Annotated in this window: 20 protein-coding genes and 1 tRNA gene; 8 read left to right on the plus strand and 13 right to left on the minus strand. The window is 61.0% G+C overall.

What is annotated here, in order from left to right; all coding sequences use genetic code 11:
* Positions 1-38 precede the first annotated feature (38 nt).
* Together AC1DEK_RS18885 and AC1DEK_RS18890 are read left to right on the plus strand one after the other, a co-directional pair.
* Positions 39-254: a YgaP family membrane protein gene (locus tag AC1DEK_RS18885; RefSeq protein ID WP_478126813.1), complete on the plus strand. Its 216-nt coding sequence runs from the start codon at positions 39-41 to the stop codon at positions 252-254.
* An 8-nt stretch (positions 255-262) separates the two neighbouring features.
* Entirely contained in the window at positions 263-385 is a 123-nt protein-coding gene (locus AC1DEK_RS18890) for a hypothetical protein (RefSeq protein ID WP_478126814.1), read from the plus strand.
* Between the two features lie 71 nt (positions 386-456).
* Here the strand turns inward: AC1DEK_RS18890 and AC1DEK_RS18895 are convergent, their stop codons facing one another.
* Positions 457-1086 (minus strand): phosphoketolase family protein, encoded by a 630-nt coding sequence (locus AC1DEK_RS18895; protein ID WP_478126815.1) that lies wholly within the window; start codon positions 1084-1086, stop codon positions 457-459.
* A gap of 140 nt (positions 1087-1226) precedes the next feature.
* Between AC1DEK_RS18895 and AC1DEK_RS18900 the strand changes: the two genes are divergently transcribed.
* The 4 genes from AC1DEK_RS18900 to AC1DEK_RS18915 are packed head-to-tail and all read left to right on the plus strand — an operon-like array spanning position 1227 to position 3145.
* On the plus strand, positions 1227-1568 hold the full coding sequence (locus AC1DEK_RS18900; RefSeq protein ID WP_478126816.1) for a hypothetical protein: 342 nt from the start codon (positions 1227-1229) through the stop codon (positions 1566-1568).
* A complete protein-coding gene (locus tag AC1DEK_RS18905; RefSeq protein ID WP_478126817.1) occupies positions 1565-1801 on the plus strand; it encodes a hypothetical protein in 237 nt (78 codons plus the stop codon). The genes AC1DEK_RS18900 and AC1DEK_RS18905 overlap by 4 nt, the downstream gene beginning before the upstream one ends.
* The gene (locus AC1DEK_RS18910; protein WP_478126818.1) at positions 1798-2022 is read left to right on the plus strand and encodes an NrdR family transcriptional regulator; all 225 of its coding nucleotides are present in this window, start codon (positions 1798-1800) and stop codon (positions 2020-2022) included. Before AC1DEK_RS18905 ends, AC1DEK_RS18910 begins: the two co-directional genes overlap by 4 nt.
* Complete coding sequence (locus AC1DEK_RS18915; RefSeq protein WP_478126819.1) at positions 2000-3145, plus strand: site-specific integrase; 1146 nt, start codon at positions 2000-2002, stop codon at positions 3143-3145. The genes AC1DEK_RS18910 and AC1DEK_RS18915 overlap by 23 nt, the downstream gene beginning before the upstream one ends.
* Here AC1DEK_RS18915 and AC1DEK_RS18920 read toward each other — a convergent pair.
* The 11 genes from AC1DEK_RS18920 to aceA form a co-directional block, all read right to left on the minus strand.
* Positions 3142-3846 carry a hypothetical protein gene (locus AC1DEK_RS18920; protein ID WP_478126820.1) on the minus strand — a complete coding sequence of 235 codons (705 nt, stop codon included), beginning with the start codon at positions 3844-3846 and terminating at the stop codon, positions 3142-3144. The genes AC1DEK_RS18915 and AC1DEK_RS18920 overlap by 4 nt on opposite strands.
* Positions 3847-3971: 125 nt before the next feature.
* Positions 3972-4048 (minus strand) — tRNA-Pro (locus AC1DEK_RS18925).
* 26 nt (positions 4049-4074) lie between these two features.
* On the minus strand, positions 4075-4554 hold the full coding sequence (locus AC1DEK_RS18930; protein ID WP_478127078.1) for a MerR family transcriptional regulator: 480 nt from the start codon (positions 4552-4554) through the stop codon (positions 4075-4077).
* A gap of 64 nt (positions 4555-4618) precedes the next feature.
* Positions 4619-4990 carry an integration host factor subunit alpha gene (locus AC1DEK_RS18935; RefSeq protein ID WP_478126821.1) on the minus strand — a complete coding sequence of 124 codons (372 nt, stop codon included), beginning with the start codon at positions 4988-4990 and terminating at the stop codon, positions 4619-4621.
* The gene (gene pheT, locus AC1DEK_RS18940) at positions 4987-7422 is read right to left on the minus strand and encodes a phenylalanine--tRNA ligase subunit beta (RefSeq protein ID WP_478126822.1); all 2436 of its coding nucleotides are present in this window, start codon (positions 7420-7422) and stop codon (positions 4987-4989) included. Before pheT ends, AC1DEK_RS18935 begins: the two co-directional genes overlap by 4 nt.
* 19 nt (positions 7423-7441) lie before the next feature.
* The gene (gene pheS / locus AC1DEK_RS18945) at positions 7442-8518 is read right to left on the minus strand and encodes a phenylalanine--tRNA ligase subunit alpha (RefSeq protein WP_478126823.1); all 1077 of its coding nucleotides are present in this window, start codon (positions 8516-8518) and stop codon (positions 7442-7444) included.
* 125 nt (positions 8519-8643) lie between these two features.
* Complete coding sequence (gene rplT / locus AC1DEK_RS18950) at positions 8644-9003, minus strand: 50S ribosomal protein L20 (protein WP_028253492.1); 360 nt, start codon at positions 9001-9003, stop codon at positions 8644-8646.
* A 23-nt stretch (positions 9004-9026) separates the two neighbouring features.
* Entirely contained in the window at positions 9027-9230 is a 204-nt protein-coding gene (gene rpmI / locus AC1DEK_RS18955) for a 50S ribosomal protein L35 (protein ID WP_028253491.1), read from the minus strand.
* 137 nt (positions 9231-9367) lie between these two features.
* On the minus strand, positions 9368-9976 hold the full coding sequence (gene infC / locus AC1DEK_RS18960; protein ID WP_478127079.1) for a translation initiation factor IF-3: 609 nt from the start codon (positions 9974-9976) through the stop codon (positions 9368-9370).
* A 94-nt stretch (positions 9977-10070) separates the two neighbouring features.
* Positions 10071-11978 (minus strand): threonine--tRNA ligase, encoded by a 1908-nt coding sequence (gene thrS / locus AC1DEK_RS18965; protein ID WP_478126824.1) that lies wholly within the window; start codon positions 11976-11978, stop codon positions 10071-10073.
* A 324-nt stretch (positions 11979-12302) separates the two neighbouring features.
* Complete coding sequence (gene aceA / locus AC1DEK_RS18970) at positions 12303-13634, minus strand: isocitrate lyase (protein ID WP_478126825.1); 1332 nt, start codon at positions 13632-13634, stop codon at positions 12303-12305.
* A gap of 360 nt (positions 13635-13994) precedes the next feature.
* Here aceA and AC1DEK_RS18975 point away from each other — a divergent pair, with 360 nt between their 5' ends.
* Complete coding sequence (locus AC1DEK_RS18975; protein ID WP_478126826.1) at positions 13995-14921, plus strand: DMT family transporter; 927 nt, start codon at positions 13995-13997, stop codon at positions 14919-14921.
* 183 nt (positions 14922-15104) lie between these two features.
* Entirely contained in the window at positions 15105-15524 is a 420-nt protein-coding gene (locus AC1DEK_RS18980; protein ID WP_478126827.1) for an SWIB/MDM2 domain-containing protein, read from the plus strand.
* A gap of 82 nt (positions 15525-15606) precedes the next feature.
* Here the strand turns inward: AC1DEK_RS18980 and AC1DEK_RS18985 are convergent, their stop codons facing one another.
* Complete coding sequence (locus tag AC1DEK_RS18985; RefSeq protein ID WP_478126828.1) at positions 15607-17325, minus strand: thiamine pyrophosphate-binding protein; 1719 nt, start codon at positions 17323-17325, stop codon at positions 15607-15609.
* Positions 17326-17356: the final 31 nt, after the last annotated feature.

Genomic DNA, 17356 nt, shown 5'->3' on the forward strand with positions numbered 1-17356 from the left:
CACGATGAGTGCATCTGCATAGCCAAGGAGTCATCGCCATGATTCGCAACGTTGGAACCCTCGATCGCGCGCTGCGCGTTGGCGCCGGTGTGGTGCTGCTCGGGCTATCGATCATGGGGATGATCGGACCATGGGGCTTTCTGGGCATCGTGCCCCTGATCACGGGCCTGGTGGGCAACTGCCCGGTCTATTCAGTGTTCGGCTTGAAGACCTGCGCGACCATCGATTCGCCAGCTCCGAAAAGTTCGCGATGAAAGTCGCCATGCCGCCCAAAGTCCGGAGCGCCGCAGCCGCTTGGCAGATGGTCGTCGCCCTGGCAATGGTGGGAGCCGGCGTGCTCTGGCTTGCCTCGGCCCTGCTCGTGGCCTGGGTCACGCAGGACTGATCGTCCTTTGGCTCGACTTGTGTTGTTTGCGGCCGTGTAGCCGCGCAGCGCCTGCACGCGCGGCTTGCGCCTCAACGTGCCCAGCGCCAATCGAGGATCTCCGGCATGTCCTCTCCATGCGCAGTGATCCACGCCCGATGGGCCTGCAGGCGATCGCGCAGGGACTGCCGCACGTGGCCCGCCTCGTCCCGGATCCGCGCCACCCGATCGATCGCGTCGGCAGCGAGATGGAAGCGGTCGAGCTTGTTCAGCACGGTCATGTCGAACGGCGTCGTGGTCGTTCCCTCCTCCTGGTAGCCGTGCACATGGAAGTTGTCGTGGTTCGTACGCTTGTACGTCAACCGGTGAATGAGCCACGGGTAGCCGTGGTAGGCAAAGACCACCGGCTTGTTCGCGGTGAAGATTGAGTCGAACTCCGCATCCGGCAATCCGTGAGGGTGCGCGGAAGGCGACTGGAGCGTCATCAGGTCGACGACATTGACCACGCGCACCTTCAGGTCAGGTAACTGCACGCGAAGCAGGTCGACCGCCGCCAGCGTCGGCACGTCGCCCGCACACGCCATGACGACATCCGGTTCCGCGTCCTGGTCATTGCTCGCCCAACTCCAGACCCCTAGTTCGACGCTGCGTCGGCCGTGTGGCTCTACTCGATCAGTCCGCGTCCGATTAAGTACCGGCGGCCTTCGTGGCTGATCCCCCAATGTGCGCCCCCGGTGCCCATAGCCGACGCGATCAACTCGATGGGAGACTGGCCGACGATCTCCGTCGCGCCCGCCCAGGCTGGCCTGCCGATCCTGCTCCAGTGCAAGGATCGAACCGGCATCGTGCAGGGGAAGCGGATATGAGCCAGCTCGAACTGCTCATCGCCAAGAGCCGCCAGGATGCGCGCAGCCAAGGGATGCGCCAGTTCATTCTGATCGAGCGGCACCTCTGCAACCGCGAGATCGGAGACGTGGCGGAGCGCAACGTCGAAGACATCTTGCGCTACCGCGTGCCGGGCGAGCTTCGCATTGCCGAGCTGCGGGCCGTCGAGACCAGTCGCTCAATGGTGGCGTGGGAGGCCGACAACGAGGGCTCCCTGGGGCTCGATGGCCCCGCCCCAATCAAGTTCGTCACCGACTTCGATGGCGAGGTCGTCCGCATCACCGCCCCCGTCCACTACACCAAGGAGCATCGGCCATGAACGCCGCGCAAAACAAGGGTGGACGCCCCAGGTCGACCACCAATGAAAAGCTGCCCAAGGGCGTGCGAATGGTCGAGGGCAAGCTCTACTGGCGCGGCACCGATCCGGCCAGCCGGGAGGTCGAGAAGGCCCTGCGCGAGGCGGGCGTCAGCCGGCGCTGCGGCACCACGGTCGCCGAGGCCAAGAGCTGGTATTCCCAAAACGTCGAGCCCCGCCTGAAGGGTCAGTCATGAAGTGCGCCGCGTGCGAGAGCACCGAGCAACAGGTTGTCTCGACGCGACCAGGGGCGGCGAAGGTCACCCGCCTTCGCCGCTGTCTGGCGTGCGGCCACCGCTGGACTACGGTTGAGTTGGCGGCCGAGAATGTAACGATGTTGGAGAGGGCCGCCCAGGCTGTGCGGCATTTCGCAACCCTAGCCAAGGAGATCGATGATGCCGCGCCCTCGCACGGTTAACCGCAAGACTCCAGACCTCCCTCGCGGCATGCGAAAGGTGCGCGCGAATGCTTGGTACTGGCGCGGCACCGATGTGGGCACGAAGGAGATCGAGAAGCGACTGCGCGCGTTGGGCGTAACCATGTTCGCTGGCAAGACGCCGCTCGAAGCTCGACGCTGGTGGGAGAAGCACATCTCCCCTGCCCTGTCCGCCTTGGTGCCGACTGACGAGATCGTCGGCACGGTCGAGGAGATCATCCGCAAGTACGAAGCCGACGAGCTGCCCAAGTTCACCCGCGAGCTGACTCGGAAGGAATACGAGGGCCGGATCAAGCGCGTGCGCGCGGCGTTCGCGAAGAAGCGGTACGCAAAGACAGAGGCCGAGGCCATGATGCCTGGCTACCTGCGCGATATCAACATCACCCAGCACCTTCACGAGAACCGCTCACGCGGCGCGTCGGCCAACAAGGATATTCAGGCGCTCTCGCGCATGTTCCGGCTCGCCCGTATCCGCTGGGGGCTGACCGCTTACAACCCGTGCGCCGAGATCAAATACCTGCCCGAGAGCCCGCGCACCGAATACGTCAACGACACGCGCTACAGCGACATCTATGCAGCCGCCAGCCCGGTGCTCCAGTGCAAGTGCATGCTGGAGATCAGCACCCAGACCGGTGCCCGCGAGGGGATGATCTTCGACATTCGCTTGGGCGACTTCGACAACGACGGCATTGATCTGCGCGTCACCAAGAAGAAGAACGACAAGGGCTTTACGACCAAGCGGTACGTGATGACCCCCGATCTGAAGGCGGCGCTGGACCGCGCCAAGGAACTGCGGAAGAAGAACCGAGGCGGCGCGGCCAGCCTGCCGAGCGACTACCTGTTCATCACCCGAAACGGCAAGCCGTACACCAAGGAATCGTTCAAGAGCCTCTGGCGGGCGGTGCGCACGAAGCTCGGACTGAAGCCTCGCGAGATCGTTTTCCACGACATGCGGGCCAAGGCCGCCAGCGATTCGGAGTCCGACGTGGCCGCCCAGGAGCTGCTGCACCACGAGGACGTGAAGGTCACGAAGCGCGTCTGCCGTCGAAAGGTGCCAACTTCCACCCCGCTCCCCTCCGCAATCGGGGGACGCCGAGGAAGCTAACTCGCCGCAGGCTGCTGCGCGTGAAACATCTGCGAGAGTGCGCCTTCCGCTGCAGGTTGCCGGCCCCGCAGCAGTTCTGCCATTCTTCGCGCAGCATTCTGCTGTTGAAACGTCGCCCAGCCCGCTCGAATGTCCGCGCCGACAAAGTGCATAAACCGTTGATCGTTTGAAGCGAGGCGCATTCGACTCACGCACTCGTCTATGGCTACGCCTTTGAAGAACAGGTGGTAGAAGGTGATGTAGGCCACTGCGGCGTCTGCCCACAGGGCCTCTCCTGAGTTGCCGATCAGAGCCCAGAACGGGTGATCTTGATCCTCGTGCATAGCCATCCTGCAGCCCGAGCCGCCCATGCAAGAAGACATTGCGATCAACAGCGTCCCCTGCATGGAATTCGTGAGGGGTGCCAGCGACTGTCGCAGCTGAGCCCACTGGAGAAAGTGCCCGTTGGACAGTTGAATTCCCTCGTTGTTGCCGTGCATGCTCAGATGAAGGATCGGCAATCTTCCCGGGTTCGCCTGTAAAGCCTGCATGAGTCGATCGTTCAGGCTTTGTTCGAACGTTCTGGGCGTGGTGACCAGGCTGTACCAGTGGGGAATCCCGGCGAGCCGAAGTGCCTCGCACAGCGCACGGCCCTCGCTGCGACCATCGAGCAGATCGGTGTCTGCAGGGGACTCTATGACGTAAACGAAGCCGTTGACCATGTGAATGCCTCCAAAACCTACCGGCCGAGAAGACCGCGTTTGTCACAGACCGGGCCTATTTGTCACCGCCCACGAAAAAGGGGTTAGCGTTTTTTGCGCTAACCCCTTGATTCCATTGACGTTTTTGGTCGGTGTGAAAGGATTCGAACCTTCGACCCCTTGCACCCCATGCAAGTGCGCTACCAGGCTGCGCCACACACCGAAGCCCGCGATTATAGCGGCCCCAAATCAGTGACCTGTGGTCAGCAGCTCACGAATTTCGTTCAGCTCGCGCCGAAGGTGTAGCAACTGCGACAGATCGACCGTCCGCGCCGTGGATTGCGGTCGCTGTTGCGGCTGAGGAGCATCCACCTCGTCGTGAAGTGCAGCATCGAACTCCTCTTGATCGATTTCTACGGCTTCCATGCCTTGGAGCGGGACATCGCCTGCCTTCCGACGGTCGCGCTCGGACTGAACCATCTCCTGCAGCTTGTTGCGAGCGCCACTGATCGTGAAGCCCTGGTCATACAGCAGATCTCGAATGCGACGGATCATCAGCACTTCATGGTGCTGGTAATAGCGCCTGTTTCCGCGCCGCTTCATTGGACGAAGCTGCGTGAACTCCTGTTCCCAGTAGCGCAGCACATGCGGCTTGACGCCGCACAACTCCCCGACCTCACCGATGGTGAAGTAGCGTTTGACGGGGATCGGAGGGAGGGTTTTCTCCATTGAAATCAATACGGTGCGAGCGAAACCTGAGAGGTTACTCCACCTGATTACCAAGCGCCACGCCTTATTGGGAGCCCACGCTCCATTCCACTTCTTGAGGCCCCTCTTCCGAGATGCTTCCGTGGATTTGTTCCTTGAGCTTTGCGCTTGCGTGGAACGTTGCAACGCGGCGTTCGCCGATGGGGATGGCCTCACCGGTGCGCGGATTGCGCCCTGGCCTTGGCGCCTTGACGCGGATCTGGAAATTTCCGAAACCCGAAATCTTGACGTCGGTCCCTTCGATGAGGCTGTTGGCAATCAAATCGAAGAATGCTTCGACCATGTCCTTGGACTCGCGCTTGTTCAAGCCGATCTGCTCGAACAGCAGGTCCGCCAGGTGAGCTTTGGTGAGCGCCGGCGTTTCGAGGGCTTCGAGCGTGAATTCCATGGCGTTCATATCCGAAGCCGCGCACCAAGCTGCGCGGTGAGTTGATCGACGATTGCACGCAGTGCCGCTTCGACCTGCTGGTCAGTCAAAGTCGCTGCGTCGCTGTTGAAACTGAGTCGGACTGCCATGCTCTTTTCGCCCTCGGCGAGACCGCCCGTGACGCCTGAACCATCGCGCGACACGGTCGGGCGGTAAATGTCGAAAAGCGTGAGTTCGCGCAACAGGCTGGGATCCGCCGCAGCCCGGATTGCACTCATCAATGCATCGTGGGTCACTGTTTCGGAGACCACGACGGCGATGTCGCGGTCGACGGCCTGGTGCTTGGGAACCGCATGCGCCACAGGCACAGATCGGGCGGTGACGGCTTCTAAGTCCAGTTCGAACAAGACCGGCGCATGTGCCAGATCCCACTTCTGGCGCCAGCGCGGATGCAGTTCACCAACCACCCCGATCGCTTGGCCGTCCAGCCGCACACGGGCAGCACGCCCCGGGTGCAGCGCCGGATGCTCTGCAGGTTCGAATGTCGCGATGCGCGGCGCGAGCAGCGCTTCAACATCGCCCTTGATGTCGAAGAAATCGGCACGGTGCGCCTTGCCTTCCCACCGCGAATCTTCAGCATCGCCCCAAGCCAGACCCGCCACCCGCATCGGCTGACGGATACCTTTCACGGTACTGTCAGTGGTGAGGACGGTCTCGTCACGCATAAAGACACGGCCCAATTCAAAAACGCGCGCCCGCGGCGCCTTGCGATCCAGATTGAACTTGAGCACCTGCATCAGTGAACCGATCAGCGAAGAGCGCATGACGCTCATTTGACTGGCAATCGGATTCAGAAGTTTGATCGGATTGGTGTTGCCCGCGAGGTCTTGCTCCCAGTGGGATTCGACAAAGCTGAAGTTGATCGTCTCCTGATAGCCCAATGCCGCCAGTCGCTGCCTGACGGCAAAACGGCTGCGCTGGGCTTCGGGCCGCACGCGGGCCGTGATGAGCGCCAGAGGCGGCGTCGTGGGAAGGTTGTTGTATCCGATGAGTCGGGCCACCTCTTCGATCAGGTCTTCCTCGATCAACAGGTCGAAGCGATGCGGCGGTGGCGTGACGATCAGCTTGCCATCACCTTCTTCCACGTTCAACGCGAGGCGTCGCAACGCATCTGCGCATTGCGCCTGCGTGAGCGGCATGCCGATCACGCGCGCGGCGCGGGCCGGGCGCAATGTCACCGGCTTGGCTTCCGGCAGTCGCAAAACCTGGTCGTCGACAGGACCTGCTTCGCCGCCACAGATCTCGGTAACCAACTGCGTGATCCGCTCGATGATCGCCACCGTCCGACTTGGATCCACTCCGCGTTCGAAACGATGACCTGCGTCGGTCGAGAAATTGAACCGACGCGAACGACCTTGAATGCTCTCGGGCCACCAAAAGGCCGCCTCGATATAGATGTTGCGGGTGTCGTCGGAGACGGCGGTCGTATCACCGCCCATGATGCCTGCGAGCGACTCGACTTCCTGCTCGTCGGATATGACGCCGACCTTTTCATCGACAGTGACGGTGCTTCCGTTCAGCAGCTTCAGGTGCTCACCGGGCTTGCCCCAGCGAACGGTCAAGCTCCCATGAATCTTATCCAGATCGAAGATATGGCTCGGCTGGCCGTACTCGAACATGACGTAGTTCGAAATGTCCACCAGCGGCGAGACGCTGCGCTGCCCGCAACGTGCAAGCCGATCGACCATCCATGCCGGGGTGGTCACTTTCGTGTCGACGCCGCGAACAATACGGCCGGAGAACCGGCCGCAAAGCTCGGGAGCTTCGACCTTTACGGCGAGCTTGTCAGAGATTTTTGACGCCGCAGGTGCGATCGCCGGTGTCTCCAGTGGCGCCCCTGTCAGGGCCGCCAGTTCACGTGCAATGCCAAACACGCTGAGGCCATGGGCAAGATTCGGCGTGAGCTTCAGTGTGAGCAACGCATCGTCCAGCTTCAGCACTTCGCGAACGTCGGCCCCTACAGCGGCATCGGGTGCCAATTCGAGCAGTCCGCCATGGTCGTCGCTGAGCTTCAGTTCACGGGCCGAACACAGCATGCCTTGGCTTTCGACGCCGCGGAGCTTCCCGAGCTTGATGAGGAAGGGCTTGCCATCTTCGCCAGGCGGAAGCTCCGCTCCGACCAGAGCCAACGGCACCTTGATGCCCACTCGAGCATTGGGCGCTCCGCAGACGATGTTAAGCAGAGCGCCCCGACCGGCGTCGACCTGGCAGATGCGCAAGCGATCGGCGTTCGGATGTTGAACGGCTTCCTTGATTTCGCCCACCACCACCTTGGAGAAAGGCGGCGCGACGGGCCTGCGCTCCTCAACTTCGAAGCCACCCATCGTGAGTGTTTCGGCCAGTTCGGCGCTGCTGAGCGGCGGGTTGCAGAACTCGCGCAACCAGGACTCGGGAAATTGCATCTCGTCGTTCTCGTTCTGTTTACTGGAATTGGCGCAGGAAGCGCAAGTCGCCGTCGAAGAAAAGGCGCAGATCGTCGACACCGTAGCGCAGCATCGTCAGTCGGTCTGGTCCCATGCCAAACGCGAAACCGATATAGCGCTCGGGGTCCAAGCCCATATTGCGTACGACGTTCGGGTGGACTTGTCCCGAGCCCGCGACCTCAAGCCAGCGACCGGCCAGTGGACCGTCTTGAAATTGGATGTCGATCTCCGCACTGGGCTCGGTGAAGGGAAAAAAGCTTGGACGGAAGCGCAGCACCAGATCGTCGCTCTCGAAAAAAGTGCGGCAAAAATCGGTGAAGACAACCTTGAGATCCTTGAAGCTCACGTTTTCGCCAAGCCAGAGTCCCTCGCACTGGTGGAACATGGGCGAATGAGTGGCATCGCTGTCGACGCGGTAGGTGCGTCCGGGCGCGATCACGCGAATTTCGGGCGCCTTGACTGCTCCACCAGAATCCGCCGCTGCCGCTTCGAACTGCGCGGCGTACTTCTTGATGTGCTGATGTGCGTAGCGGACCTGCATCGGACTCGTGTGCGGACGCAGGTTGTATGGGATGCCATCCTCCCCATTGAGATCGACGTAGAACGTGTCCTGCATCGAGCGGGCCGGATGATTCGGCGGATTGTTCAGAGAAGTGAAACTGTGCCAATCGCTTTCGATTTCAGGACCATCCGCAACGTCGAAGCCCATGCTCGAGAAGATTGCCTCTATGCGCTCCATCGTTCGGCTGACCGGATGAAGGCCACCCGAAACGCGCTTGCGGCCCGGCAAGGTCACATCCAGAGCCTCAGAGCGCAACTGCACCGCCAGTTCTTCGTCGGCGAGTTGCTGACGGCGCTCCGCCAGCGCAGCTTCGATGGCCTGCTTGGCGAGGTTGATCGCTGCACCCCTGGATTTTTTCTCGTCCACGCTCAGCGAAGCCATGCCTTTCATCAATTCGGTAACGCGGCCGGCCTTGCCGAGAAATTGCGCTTTGGCGTTTTCCAGTTCGGCCGGAGCCTTCGCTTGGGCAAAGGCTTCGCGGGCGGTATCGACAAGGGAGTCCAACTCGTTCATGAGGGTGTGGGAGATGAAACAGGAACAAACGGGGGAGGATGAAGAAAGGGCTGGTGCCCTTTCAAGCGCCAGCCCTCATGTCGTGGGCGCAGGCACCATCGTGGATGGCAACCTGCTATGCGGGATCACGCTGCCAGCTTGGCCTTGACCTGCTCCACGATGCCGGCAAAAGCGGCCTTGTCATGCACGGCGATATCGGCGAGCACCTTGCGGTCGATTTCGATACCAGCCTTGCGGATGCCGTTGGCGAACTGGCTGTAAGTCAGGCCCAATTCGCGCGAGGCGGCGTTGATACGCGCAATCCAAAGTTGGCGGAATACGCGCTTCTTGGTACGGCGGTCACGGTAGGCATATTGGCCTGCCTTCATCACCGCCTGTTTGGCGATGCGGAAGACATTGCCGCGGCGACCACGGAAACCCTTGGCGAGTGCGAGAACCTTCTTGTGGCGGGCGCGAGCCGTTACACCACGTTTGACGCGAGGCATATGTGTACTCCTTGTTCGTCTGGTTAGATGCCGCTGCCGGGCAACATGGCGGCCATGGAAACCATGTTGGTCTCATGAACTGCTGTCGCACCCCGCAGGTGACGCTTGTTCTTGGTGGTCTTCTTGGTCAGGATGTGACGCTTGAAGGCTTGCCCGCGCTTGACGGTGCCACCTGGACGAACGCGGAAACGTTTTTTCGCGCTGCTCTTGGTCTTCATTTTGGGCATGTAAATGCTCCTCTTGTTTGTGCTCGTGAGGCGCCGCGGATGTTCCGCGGGCTTGTTGGCCCCGAGACACTTCTACATCTCGCCTATGCCTGCACCTTCAAGGCGCAGGCAGCGGCGAAATCCTTTAAAACAGCAACTTAGGCCGCCGCTGGAGCCGCCGTTGGCTCCACAGTCGGTTTTGCGGCTCCCGCCTTCTTGCGACCAGGAGCGATCATCATGATCATCTGCCGGCCTTCGAGTTTCGGAAACTGCTCCACCACGATCAGATCACCGAGTTCATCGCGAATGCGCTGCAGCAGTGCCAGCCCAAGCTCTTGGTGCGTAATCTCACGACCACGGAACCGGAGGGTGATCTTGCACTTGTCGCCGTCTTCCAGGAAACGGCGAATGTTGCGCATCTTGATGTTGTAGTCGCCGTCGTCGGTGCCTGGGCGGAACTTGATTTCCTTGACCTCAATCACCTTCTGCTTGGATTTCGCTTCGGCTGCCTTCTTTTGCTCGTGGTACTTGAACTTGCCGTACTCGATCAGGCGGCAGACCGGCGGATTGGCCGCCGCGACGACTTCCACCAGATCCACGTCCTGCTCGCCGGCAAGGCGCAGCGCCTCAGCGAGGCTCACGACCCCCAATTGCTCATTGTCGGGCCCGATCAGGCGAACTTCCGGGGCCATGATCTCCCGGTTAAGGCGGTGTTGGCGTTCCTCGCGGTGGCGGCGGTCGCGAAATGCAGTAGCGATGGTCAGAATCCTTCAAACAATTTGCTACAAGAATGTAGCGAACGCCATAGAGTTCGCGCCCACAAGTCGTCTGATAAAAATCAGCCTTTGAACTCTCTCTAATTCAAAGCTTGTGTTGGATGTCGTGAGCAATCTTTTGCGAGAACGCTTCTATCGACATGGCACCGAGATCCACATTGCCTCGGGCGCGCACTGCGACGGCACCTGCTTCCTTTTCCTTGTCGCCTACGACAAGGATGTACGGGAGCTTTTGCAACGAATGCTTCCGTATTTTATACGTAATCTTCTCGTTGTGTAGGTCGAGCGAAACTCTAAGACCTTGACTCTGCAGCGTTTTTGCAACCCCGGACGCGTACTCTAACTGTCCCTCGCTGATGTTGAGGACCGCCACATGCACTGGAGCCAGCCACGCGGGCATTGCCCCCGCATGATGTTCGATCAGCATGCCGATAAAGCGCTCCAGGCTCCCCACGACGGCGCGATGAAGCATGACCGGATAAGCGCGCCCGCTGGTCTCCGTCACATATTCACCACCCAAGCGCTCAGCGGTGTTGAAGTCAACCTGCATGGTCCCGCACTGCCATTGGCGGCCGATGGCGTCCTTCAGCGTGTACTCGATCTTGGGTCCGTAAAAGGCGCCGTCGCCAGGCGAGACGACGAAATCGACGCCCGAACGCCGGAGGGCCTCCATGACGGCGAACTCTGCCTTGTCCCACAATTCGTCCGAACCCACGCGGTTCTCGGGCCGGGTTGCGACCTTGTAGAGAATCTCCGTGAAGCCGAAGTCCGCATAGACCTTCTGCAGTTGCGCCGTGTACGCGACGCACTCATCGAGGATTTGATCCTCGGTGCAGAAGACGTGACCGTCGTCCTGCGTGAAACCACGAACACGCATGATGCCGTGCAAGGCGCCGCTGGGTTCATTTCGGTGGCATTGGCCGAACTCTCCGTAGCGCAACGGCAGATCACGGTAGCTGCGCAGATCCGATTTGAAAATCAGGACATGGCCCGGGCAGTTCATCGGCTTGAGCGCGTACTCGCGCTTTTCCGACTCGGTAGTGAACATGTTTTCGCGGTAGTTCTGCCAGTGGCCGGTTTTCTCCCAAAGGCTCTTGTCCAGGATCTGCGGTCCCTTGACCTCCTGGTAGCCGGTTTCGCGGTAAACGCGGCGCATGTACTGTTCGACTTCCTGCCAAATGGCCCAGCCTTTGGGATGCCAGAACACGACCCCCGGCGCCGTCTCGTCGATGTGGAACAGGTCAAGTTCCTTTCCCAGCCGGCGGTGGTCGCGCTTCTCCGCTTCCTCGATGCGGCGGATGTAGTCGTCCAGTTGCTTCTTGTCGGCCCAGGCCGTACCGTAGATGCGCTGCAATTGCTCGTTCTTTGCGTCCCCGCGCCAATAGGCGCCTGCCAGCTTCGTCAGCTTGAACACCTTCAGGAACCGTGTGTTCGGCACATGCGGGCCGCGGCACATGTCGACGTATTCCTGGTGGTAGTACAGCCCCATCTCCTGCTCATCGGGCATGTCTTCCACTAGCCGCAGCTTGTAGTCCTCGCCCCGCGATTTGAAGACGGAGATGACTTCCTCGCGCGGCGTCATCTTCTTGATCACGTCGTAGTCCTGCGCGATCAGTTGCCGCATGCGCGCTTCGATGGCCTCCATGTCCTCCGGGGTGAAGGGGCGCTCGAACGAAATGTCGTAGTAGAAGCCCTCATCGATGACCGGGCCGATGACCATCTTCGCCGTCGGGTAGAGCTGCTTGACCGCATGGCCGACCAGGTGGGCCACCGAATGCCGGATGATCTCCAGGCCTTCATCGTCCTTTGGAGTGATGATCTGCAGCTTTGCGTCGTGGTCGATCACGTCGCTGGCGTCTACCAGGCGGCCGTCGACTTTGCCGGCGAGTGTCATCTTCGCAAGGCCGGGACCGATTGCCTTGGCAACCTCGGCCACAGAAACCGGGCCAGGGAACTCGCGGCGCGAGTTGTCAGGGAGCGTGATCTGAATCATGAAAAACCTCAGCGAGAAAACAAAAAAGCGCGGTACTTGACCGCGCTTGGCTTGGTGATGTGCCGGTGACTTCCGGCGTGCGCGGCCTACTGGCCTTTCCCCTGAAGGAAAAGACCGCTGATTCCTTGCGGTGTAGTTCGCGGTGTCATAACCAAGGTGCCTTTCTCGCTCTTGTTGGGGCTGGAAGAAGCTGGAGATTCTATCCTCGGCGGCCGGTAATGCGCGTGCATCTCCGTCTCGCCCTGAGCGGACGAAAAAGATCCCCGAGGATCGCCCCTGCAGGGATCTTTCCGATTTTGCAGGCCCGTGGCGGGCCGCATCGGCTCAGTGGAACTGCTCTTCTTCCGTCGAACCCGTTAGCGCCTTGACGCTGGAGGAGCCGCCCTGGATCACCGTCGTGACGTCGTCGAAGTAGCCTGCGCCGACTTCCTGCTGGTGCGAAACAAAGGTGTAGCCCTTCTCGCGCGCCGCGAATTCCGGCTCTTGCACCATTTCGACGTAATGCTTCATGCCTTCGCCATTCGCATAGGCATGTGCGAACTTGAAGGTGTTGTACCAGTTGATGTGGATGCCCGCGAGCGTGATGAACTGGTACTTGTAGCCCAGCGCCGAGAGCTCGTCCTGGAACGCTGCGATGGTCTTGTCGTCAAGATTCTTCTTCCAGTTGAAAGAAGGCGAGCAGTTGTACGACAGCAGCTTGCCTGGACATGCGGCATGCACGGCCTGGGCGAATTCGCGCGCAAAGCCGAGGTCCGGCGTACCGGTTTCGCACCACACGAGGTCGGCAAAAGGCGCATAGGCGACGCCGCGGCTGATGGCTTGCTCCAGGCCGTTCTTGACACGGTAGAAGCCTTCCTGCGTGCGTTCGCCGGTAAGGAACGGCTTGTCGTTGGCATCGTGGTCGGATGTGATCAGGTTTGCCGCTTCGGCGTCCGTACGGGCCAGCACAATGGTCGGAACGCCCATCACGTCGGCCGCAAATCGTGCCGAAATCAGCTTCTCGCAGGCTTCATGGGTCGGAACCAGCACCTTGCCGCCCATGTGTCCACACTTCTTCACTGCGGCGAGCTGGTCTTCGAAGTGCACACCGGCAGCACCCGAAGCGATCATGTTCTTCATCAGTTCGAAAGCGTTGAGCACGCCGCCAAAGCCGGCTTCCGCATCAGCGACGATCGGGAGGAAGTAGTCGATGAACTCCTTGTCCCCGGGATTGACGCCGCGCGACCACTGGATCTCATCGGCGCGCTTGAACGTGTTGTTGATGCGGCGAACCATCGTGGGCACCGAGTCATAGGCATACAGCGACTGGTCCGGATACATGGTTTCCGAGGTGTTGCCATCCGCGGCAACCTGCCAGCCGGACAGGTAGACGGCCTCGAGACCGGCCTTGGCCTGCTGCATTGCTTGCCCCGCGCTGATGGCACCGAATGCGTTCACGTAGCCCTTCTTGGCGCCGCCGTTGATCTTCTCCCACAGCTTCTCGGCGCCGCGCCGAGCGAGCGTGTGTTCGATTGGCAATGAGCCGCGCAGACGCACCACGTCTGCAGCGCTGTAGCCCCGCTTGACGCCCTTCCAGCGCGGGTTGGTGGCCCAGTCTTTTTCGAGGGCGGCGATCTGTTGTTCGCGGCTGAGTTGTTCGGTGAGGGTCTGTGGCATGGTCACTCCGAGGGTTGATTGAGAGGAGGCGCTGTCGCGGCCGTTGGAGCTACTGTATGGCAAACGTGTCCACTCTTATGTCTTATAGAAGACATATTTTTCTGCGAACAAAATCAATGACTTATGGCGTTTTTTCTCAATGCAAAATTATTTTTCTTGTATTGAGAAAAAATATTGCGGCGCAGCACTCGCTTGTTTCACTATACGGAATGGCGTTTGGGGCAATGAAAAGGTGAAAAGGCGATTGCCCGATCTCGCGATGACTGGCTTGCCAGAGACGCTACGAGGGCGCACACGCAGCGAGAGCGCGCTGTCACATAAGGCATCATCGAATCAGTCCTCCTCAAGCATTCAAGTCTTTTGAACACCGCACTCCCGGCGCCGCAGCGCCTTGTCGCTTACGGCTGCCTCGCCTTGAGCATGTCGCTCGTGGGTGGCTACGTCGCGCTTTCAAAGCCGCTCGTCGCGGCGTTCCCGGTCCTCTTGCTCGCATGGCTGCGATTCGGCATTGCGGCACTTGCCATGCCTCACTGGCTTCGACGCCCTGCGAACGAGCCGCCCATGACACCGCACACGCGCGGACTGGTCTTCCTCGAATCGTTCCTCGGCAACTTCATGTTCTCGATCTGCATGCTCTTCGGCGTGAGTTTGACGAGCGCGGTGTCTGCCGGCGTGATCATGGCTTCCATACCGGCAGTCGTCGCAATTGGCAGTTGGCTCTTCCTGAGAGAACGCATCACGGCGCGCATCGGCGCGGCGATCGTATGTGCGGCCTTCGGCATCGGATTGCTGGCGCTGGCGCCGGCACAGGCAGCGGTGCATGCGAGCGACGCGTCGCCCGCCCGCATGCCATGGCTCGGCAATCTGCTCATCTTTTGCGCCGTTCTTTGCGAAGCCGCGTACGCAGTGATCGGCAAGTCGTTGACGGGAAGGCTGGGGCCGAAGCGGATTTCCTCTTTGATCAACCTGTGGGGATTCGCGCTTTCGACGCCGCTGGGCATCTGGTTCGCGCTGCGCTTCGACTTCAGCGCAGTCTCCGTTGGCATCTGGGTCCTCTTGCTCGTCTATGCGCTTGCAGCAAGCATATGGACCGTCTGGCTTTGGATGACCGGCCTCAAGAGTGTCCCCGCATCGCAGGCGGGCGTGTTTACCGTGATGCTTCCAGTGAGCGCGGCGGTGGTCGGCGTGGTGGTCCTGGGAGAGGATCTGTCGGTGCCGCAAGTGATCGCCTTCTCGCTCGCGCTGCTCGGCGTGTTGCTTGCGACTTGGCCGTCGCGACGTGCCTGAAGCCATCTCTTGCCACTGTCGAGGGAAATCACTGGGCTTCTCTCCTCTGAAAAAACAACAGCTCCCAATGAAAAAAGCCGTTTTTCCCTTGGAAACGCGTTTCTTCTCCTTTAGCATCCGCAATGCCGATGGAGACACTGCTTTTCATTGGTGAAAGTGTCCAACCAAAAAAGGAAATCAACCATGGCAACTGCAAAGAAGGCTCCGGCCAAGAAAGCGCCGACAAAGAAGGCGGCTCCCGCAAAGAAGGCAGCCGCACCGGCGAAGAAGGCTGCTCCTGCAAAGAAGGCGGCACCCGCCAAGAAGGCGGCTCCGGCCAAGAAGGCTGCTGCAAAGAAGGCTCCCGCAAAGAAGCGCACTCCCAACGCTGCGTTCATGAAGGCACTGACCCCCAGCCCGGCGCTTGCAGCTGTGGTCGGCTCGACGCCTCTGCCGCGCACCGCTGTCGTGAGCAAGCTGTGGGACTACATCAAGAAGAACAACCTCCAGGACAAGGCCAACAAGCGCAACATCAACGCCGACGCCAAGCTGAAGGAAATCTTCGGCAAGCCGCAGGTCTCGATGTTCGAACTGGCTGCACTGATTGGCAAGCACGTCAAGTAAGAGCCATCCAGGCGCCCCGCGCGCTTGAATCAAAAAAGCCGGCATGCGCCGGCTTTTTTTTGCCCTGAGCGCGTGCGCAGGTTCACCCCTTGGCCTGCGCCGCCTTTCTGATCGAACTCAACGTACCGCGGGTCGTGATCACCTCGGGGTCCAATGGAATCTCGATCAGGGTGCCTGTATCGGCAGCCAGAGCACGCATCAACGCCCCCTCGAACTGCGCGGTTTCCGTCACGCGTTCGGCCGCATAGCCATAGGCCTTGGCCAGCGCGCAGAAGTCGGGGTTGCGCAATTCCGTGCCGCTCACCTTGGACGGATATTCGCGCTCCTGGTGCATGCGGATCGTGCCGAACATGCCGTTGTTCAGCAGAACAATGATGCTCTTGGCCCCATGCTGCGCCGCTGTGGCGAGTTCCTGCCCCGTCATGAGGAAGTCTCCGTCCCCAGCGATCGTGAAAGCAACGCGGCCGGTGGCGATGTTTGCGGCGATGCCGGCGGGCACGCCATAGCCCATGGCGCCGCTGGTGGGCGCCAGTTGGGTCTTCGCACCTTTGACGAGGCCGTGATAGCGGAAGTAGCGATGCACCCAGCTCGCGAAGTTGCCCGCGCCGTTCGTGATTGCAGTGTCAGGCGGCAAATGCTTCTGGAGCAAACCGACGACCGTCACCATGTCGACAGCGCCGCGCGGCGCCTCTGCTGGCAGGCCGGCAAGCGCCTGCGGCTCGAGGTTTGCAACGTAGTCGGCGTTGGCCGCGCTCGTCCATGCCTCCCAGGGCAGTTCGGTCGGAGCGCTCAACACCTCCAGGCTGCGCGCGGCCGAACTCATGCCCGCGTTGATCGCCAGGTCGGCCTGATAGACCCGATTGAGCTCTTCCGCGCTGGCGTGGATGTGCACCAGCGTCTGTTTTGGCTTGGGTGCTTCGAGGAGCGTGTAGCCGCCGGTCGTCATCTCGCCAAGCCGCGGACCGATCGCGATGATGAGGTCGCTTTGGCGGACTCGATCGGCAAGCTTGGGATTGATTGCAATGCCCACGTCGCCAGCGTACAGCGGATGGTGGTTGTCGAAAGTGTCCTGAAAGCGGAACGCATTGGCAACGGGCAGCTTCCAGTTCTCGGCGAATCGCTGCAGTGCCTGGGCTGCTTGCGTCGTCCAACCACCGCCGCCGGCGATGACCAGTGGGCGCTGCGACTTCAGCAGCAGTTCACGGAGGGTGCGCAAGGCGCCAGGATCGCTCCAGGGCTCCACCGGCTCCACGCGCCGCAGCGGTCGCGCATCGGTGGTCGCGCGCAGCATGTCTTCGGGCAGCACGACCACTACAGGCCCGGGGCGCCCGTTCATCGCCGTCGCAAAGGCCCGCGCGACGTATTCGGGAATGCGGTTGGCATCGTCGATGCGCTCCACGCGCTTCGCGAAGGCCTTGGTGCTGGGTCCGAAGAAGCTGCCGTAGTCGACCTCCTGGAACGCCTCCCGATCTCGAAAATCGCTGCCGACGTCGCCAACAAAGAGCACCATCGGCGTCGAATCCTGGAACGCGTTGTGCACGCCGATGGACGCATTGGTGGCACCCGGCCCGCGCGTGACGAAGCACACGCCCGGCCGCCCGGTCAGCTTGCCGTGCGCCTCGGCCATGAAAGCCGCGCCGCCTTCCTGGCGATTGACGATGAACCGGATGCGCTCGCGATAGGCATGAAACCCGTCGAGCACGGCCAGGAAACTCTCTCCAGGAACGCCGAAGGCCAGTTCGACCCCCTGCTCTAGCAGACACTCGACGATCAGGTGACCCGCGGGTTGTGATGAACTCATTTAAGACGCGCCCTTTTGCTGCAACAACGTT

Source organism: Variovorax sp. 10N420, from assembly GCF_056394705.1.

Bases quoted from the DNA above. Each gene is read 5' to 3' on its own strand.
- AC1DEK_RS18885 (WP_478126813.1), top strand. From the start codon at position 39: ATGATTCGCAACGTTGGAACCCTCGATCGCGCGCTGCGCGTTGGCGCC.
- AC1DEK_RS18890 (WP_478126814.1), top strand. From the start codon at position 263: ATGCCGCCCAAAGTCCGGAGCGCCGCAGCCGCTTGGCAGATGGTCGTC.
- AC1DEK_RS18900 (WP_478126816.1), top strand. From the start codon at position 1,227: ATGAGCCAGCTCGAACTGCTCATCGCCAAGAGCCGCCAGGATGCGCGC.
- AC1DEK_RS18905 (WP_478126817.1), top strand. From the start codon at position 1,565: ATGAACGCCGCGCAAAACAAGGGTGGACGCCCCAGGTCGACCACCAAT.
- AC1DEK_RS18910 (WP_478126818.1), top strand. From the start codon at position 1,798: ATGAAGTGCGCCGCGTGCGAGAGCACCGAGCAACAGGTTGTCTCGACG.
- AC1DEK_RS18915 (WP_478126819.1), top strand. From the start codon at position 2,000: ATGCCGCGCCCTCGCACGGTTAACCGCAAGACTCCAGACCTCCCTCGC.
- AC1DEK_RS18920 (WP_478126820.1), bottom strand. From the start codon at position 3,846: ATGGTCAACGGCTTCGTTTACGTCATAGAGTCCCCTGCAGACACCGAT.
- AC1DEK_RS18930 (WP_478127078.1), bottom strand. From the start codon at position 4,554: ATGGAGAAAACCCTCCCTCCGATCCCCGTCAAACGCTACTTCACCATC.
- AC1DEK_RS18935 (WP_478126821.1), bottom strand. From the start codon at position 4,990: ATGAACGCCATGGAATTCACGCTCGAAGCCCTCGAAACGCCGGCGCTC.
- pheT (WP_478126822.1), bottom strand. From the start codon at position 7,422: ATGCAATTTCCCGAGTCCTGGTTGCGCGAGTTCTGCAACCCGCCGCTC.
- pheS (WP_478126823.1), bottom strand. From the start codon at position 8,518: ATGAACGAGTTGGACTCCCTTGTCGATACCGCCCGCGAAGCCTTTGCC.
- rplT (WP_028253492.1), bottom strand. From the start codon at position 9,003: ATGCCTCGCGTCAAACGTGGTGTAACGGCTCGCGCCCGCCACAAGAAG.
- rpmI (WP_028253491.1), bottom strand. From the start codon at position 9,230: ATGCCCAAAATGAAGACCAAGAGCAGCGCGAAAAAACGTTTCCGCGTT.
- thrS (WP_478126824.1), bottom strand. From the start codon at position 11,978: ATGATTCAGATCACGCTCCCTGACAACTCGCGCCGCGAGTTCCCTGGC.
- aceA (WP_478126825.1), bottom strand. From the start codon at position 13,634: ATGCCACAGACCCTCACCGAACAACTCAGCCGCGAACAACAGATCGCC.
- AC1DEK_RS18980 (WP_478126827.1), top strand. From the start codon at position 15,105: ATGGCAACTGCAAAGAAGGCTCCGGCCAAGAAAGCGCCGACAAAGAAG.
- AC1DEK_RS18985 (WP_478126828.1), bottom strand. From the start codon at position 17,325: ATGAGTTCATCACAACCCGCGGGTCACCTGATCGTCGAGTGTCTGCTA.